The sequence below is a fragment of the Allobosea sp. TND4EK4 genome (assembly GCF_900156025.1).
In the GTDB taxonomy this organism is placed as follows: domain Bacteria; phylum Pseudomonadota; class Alphaproteobacteria; order Rhizobiales; family Beijerinckiaceae; genus Allobosea.
Map to the genome: position 1 here is coordinate 1 of NZ_FTMO01000045.1, position 3,317 is coordinate 3,317.

A 3,317-nucleotide genomic window follows, 5' to 3' on the forward strand; every position below is an offset into this window, starting at 1 on the left:
ATCCCGAGCCTCAACAAGATGCTCGTGCTGGAGCTGGCGCGCTGCGGCTACATCCTGCGCCGGGAGAACATCATCGCGCTCGGCAACAGCGGCACCGGCAAGACCCATGTCGCCCTCGCGCTCGGGCTGGCCGCTTGCCAGAAGGGCTTCTCTGTCGCCTTCACGACGGCGGCTTCGCTGGTCAACCAGCTCCTCGAAGCCCGCGACGAGAAGCGCCTGCTCAGGCTCCAGCGCGAGTTGCAGGCGGTCAAGCTGCTGATCGTCGACGAGCTCGGCTATGTGCCTCTGTCGCCGACCGGCGCCGAGCTCCTGTTCGAGGTCTTCTCGCAGCGCTACGAGCGCGGTTCGACCATCGTCACCTCGAACCTGCCCTTCGAGGACTGGACGTCTGTCCTGGGATCGGAGCGGCTGACTGGCGCGCTGCTTGACCGGCTCACCCACCACGTCAGCATCCTGGCCATGAACGGCGACAGCTACCGCCTCAGGCAATCCGCTGGCCGCCGGCGCGCCACCGCCGCGGCGGAGCAAAACCAGGCCACCCCAGACAACGCCGATCCAGAAACCGGCGAAATCATCCCCTGATCAATCCCGACAGCGGATATGGCGAGGGCCCCGATCGGGGCCCTCGCCATATCCGCCGCTCCCCAACGCCAGTGGCCTGCTTTTACTCCGCCACGATGGCCTGGAATCCGACCGCCGTTGACACCTCGACGACGGCCGCATCGAAATCGACTCCAACATCGTCGAGCGCGCCATCAGGCCCCAGACCATTGTCAGAAAGAACGCGATCTTCGCCGGCAGTGACGGCGGCGGACGGACTTGGGCAACCATCGCGGCCCTGCTCCAGACCTGTCGCATGAACGACGTCGATCCGCTCGCCTGGCTCACCCAGGCCCTCGAACGCATCGCCAATCGCTGGCCCATCTCTCAGATCGACCAGCTCATGGTAAGCCTCCGGCGAGGGCCACGGGCTGACGGCGAACGCGTCTGGTAACGACGGCCGTCTGATTAAGCTGCGCTGCGGTGTTCGACCGTGGTGCGGCGCCAGTGCCAGGGCAGCAGTTCGGAGAGCTGGCTCTGTTGCGTCGCCGCGATGCGGGCGAGCACGTCGGCGAGCCAGGCCTGCGGGTCGACGTCGTTCAGTTTCGCAGTGGTGATGAGCGTCGCCATGATGGCGGCACGATCGGCGCCGCGGTCGGACCCGGCGAAGAGCCAGGCTTTCCGGCCGAGTGCAAAGCCGCGCAGGCTGCGCTCCGCAGCATTGTTCGTCAGGCAGATGCGACCGTCGTCGAGGAAGCCGGCGAAGCGGCTCCAGCGCTTGAGCATGTAGTCGATCGGCTTGGCGACCGACGACGAACGCGACAGCGTGGGGCGCTTACTCTGCAGCCACGCGTGCAGGTCGTCGACGAGCGGCCTGGACTGCTCCTGCCGGACGCGCTGGCGGTCCTCGGGGCTCAAGCCGTTTATCGCGCGCTCGATGTCGAACAGAGCGTCGATACGCGTCACTGCTTCCAGCGCAATCGGCGAGACGGGCGCAGTGGATGGGCCGCGCCGTGCCGAGGCGGCGATGTCGGCGAGTTCGAAGAAGCCGCGGCGGGCATGCGACCAACAGAGCGCCGACGTGACCGGCCCGCCCGGACGCGCGGGATCGTATAGCCCGTTGTAACCGCCATACGCGTCGGCCTGTAGGATGCCGCTCCAAGCCGCGAGGTGCGCGTCCGGATGCTCTTGCCGCCGGTCGCGCGAGGCGAAGTAGAGCGCTGCCGGCGGATCGGCGCCGCCGAAGGGGCGGTCGTCGCGCACATAGGTCCAGATCCGGCCGGTGTCGGTCTTGCCCTTGGCCAGGATCGGCACCGTGGTGTCGTCGGCGTGCAGGCGCTGCGCCGCCATGACATGCCGGGCGATCAACTCATGCAGCGGCTTCAGCGCCACCGTGGCCGCGCCGACCTGGTCGGCCAGGGTCGAGACAGCGAGGTCGATGCCTTCCCGGGCGTAGCGTTCGCTCTGGCGGTTGAGCGGTTGATGCTGACCGAACTTCTCGAACAGGATGGTGGCGAGCAGGTTCGGCCCCATAAAGCCGCGCGGCGTGACGTGGAAGGGTGCGGGCGGCTGCGTGATCGCCTCGCATGCCCGGCAGGTGAACTTCTCCCGCACCGTCTGGATCACCTTCCAGCTGCGTGGCACGACCTCCAGCGTCTCTGTCACGTCCTCCCCAAGCTTCGCCAGCTTCATCGAGCCGCAACACGGGCAGGACGTCGGCGCGGCCACCAGCACCCTCTCGCGCGGCAGGTGCTCGGGGAAGGGTTTGCGCACGGGGAGGCGACGCTGCGCCAGCATGGGCGACGCCGCCTGGCGTGATGCCGCCTCCGCGGCGATCTCGTCCTCCGTGGCCTTTGCCTCCAGCTCTTCGAGCTGAAGCTCCATCTGGTCAATGAGCCGGGCCGTGCGCTCCGAGCGCTGGCCATAAAGCTCGCGGCGCAGCCTCTCGATCTGCAGCTTGAGATGGGCGATCATCGCCTCGGTGGACGATGCGGCGGCCTTGAGCTGCAGCGCCTCGGCGTCAAGACGGGAGGCTGTATCCCTGGCAAGCGCCGCCGCCGCTTCTGCCTCGATGCGGGCCTGGCGCTCCGCCAAGATCATCGCATGCGCCGCCGCCAGATCGGCTGGCAGCGGAGGCGAGGACGGGGATGGAAGGGCGGCGTTCACATCCAGGATGGAATCACATCCCCCTGCGAACGCAAGCAAAAAGGCGTTATCCGACCGACGTCGGACGCCATGTCTCGACAGGGTTGCGCCAGTCGATGCCGGACAGGAGATAGCCCATCTGCGCCGGCGTGATCGCGACGACGCCGTCGGCCGGCGACGGCCACAGAAAGCGGCCCTTCTCCAGTCGGCGTACATAGAGGCTCGCTGCCTGCCCGTCGTGCCAGATCACCTTCAAAAGATCACCGCGACGCCCGCGGAAGCAGAAGATGTGTCCCCCGAGCGGATCGCGCTTCAAGACCTCCTGGGCCACCAGCGCCAGCGAGGCGAACCCCTTCCTCATATCGGTGTGGCCAGTCGCGAGCCACACCTTCACGCCGACCGGGACCGGGATCACCTGAGCGCCTCGAGGCCTCTCGCGAGCTTCAGGACGGCGTCCATATCGGCGGCGCCCTCGACGATCATCCTCCGACCCGACCGCAGGACGATCTCGATCCGCCCCGGCGTCAGCGCTGAGACGTAACCGTCCGGTCTCGGCCCTGTGAGCTTTAGCGCTCTCAGTTGAGACCGCAGCATTTTTTGTGTTTCTTGCCGGAGCCGCAGGGGCACGGGTC

The 3,317-nt window shown here is 67.4% G+C and carries 3 protein-coding genes and 2 pseudogenes; 2 read left to right on the plus strand and 3 right to left on the minus strand.

The genetic code is table 11. The features are described from left to right. Positions 1 to 582, plus strand: a 582-nt coding sequence (istB, locus tag BW981_RS22075) for an IS21-like element helper ATPase IstB (protein ID WP_076443134.1), incomplete at its 5' end; no start/stop codon positions are given. 130 nt (positions 583 to 712) lie between these two features. Continuing rightward, positions 713 to 994: pseudogene (locus BW981_RS22080) on the plus strand (transposase domain-containing protein); the annotation flags it as partial. Between the two features lie 14 nt (positions 995 to 1,008). Here BW981_RS22080 and BW981_RS22085 read toward each other — a convergent pair. The 3 genes and pseudogenes from BW981_RS22085 to BW981_RS23560 all read right to left on the minus strand — a co-directional run. Then, positions 1,009 to 2,640 (minus strand): IS66 family transposase, encoded by a 1,632-nt coding sequence (locus tag BW981_RS22085; protein ID WP_076443136.1) that lies wholly within the window; start codon positions 2,638 to 2,640, stop codon positions 1,009 to 1,011. 112 nt (positions 2,641 to 2,752) lie between these two features. Continuing rightward, a complete protein-coding gene (tnpB, locus tag BW981_RS22090) occupies positions 2,753 to 3,100 on the minus strand; it encodes an IS66 family insertion sequence element accessory protein TnpB (RefSeq protein WP_076443138.1) in 348 nt (115 codons plus the stop codon). Continuing rightward, positions 3,097 to 3,317, minus strand: a pseudogene (locus tag BW981_RS23560) (hypothetical protein); the annotation flags it as partial. The pseudogene BW981_RS23560 and the gene tnpB, both read right to left, overlap by 4 nt.

Coding starts and splice junctions, on each gene's coding strand:
- BW981_RS22085 (WP_076443136.1), bottom strand. CDS start 2,640: ATGATCTTGGCGGAGCGCCAGGCCCGCATCGAGGCAGAAGCGGCGGCG.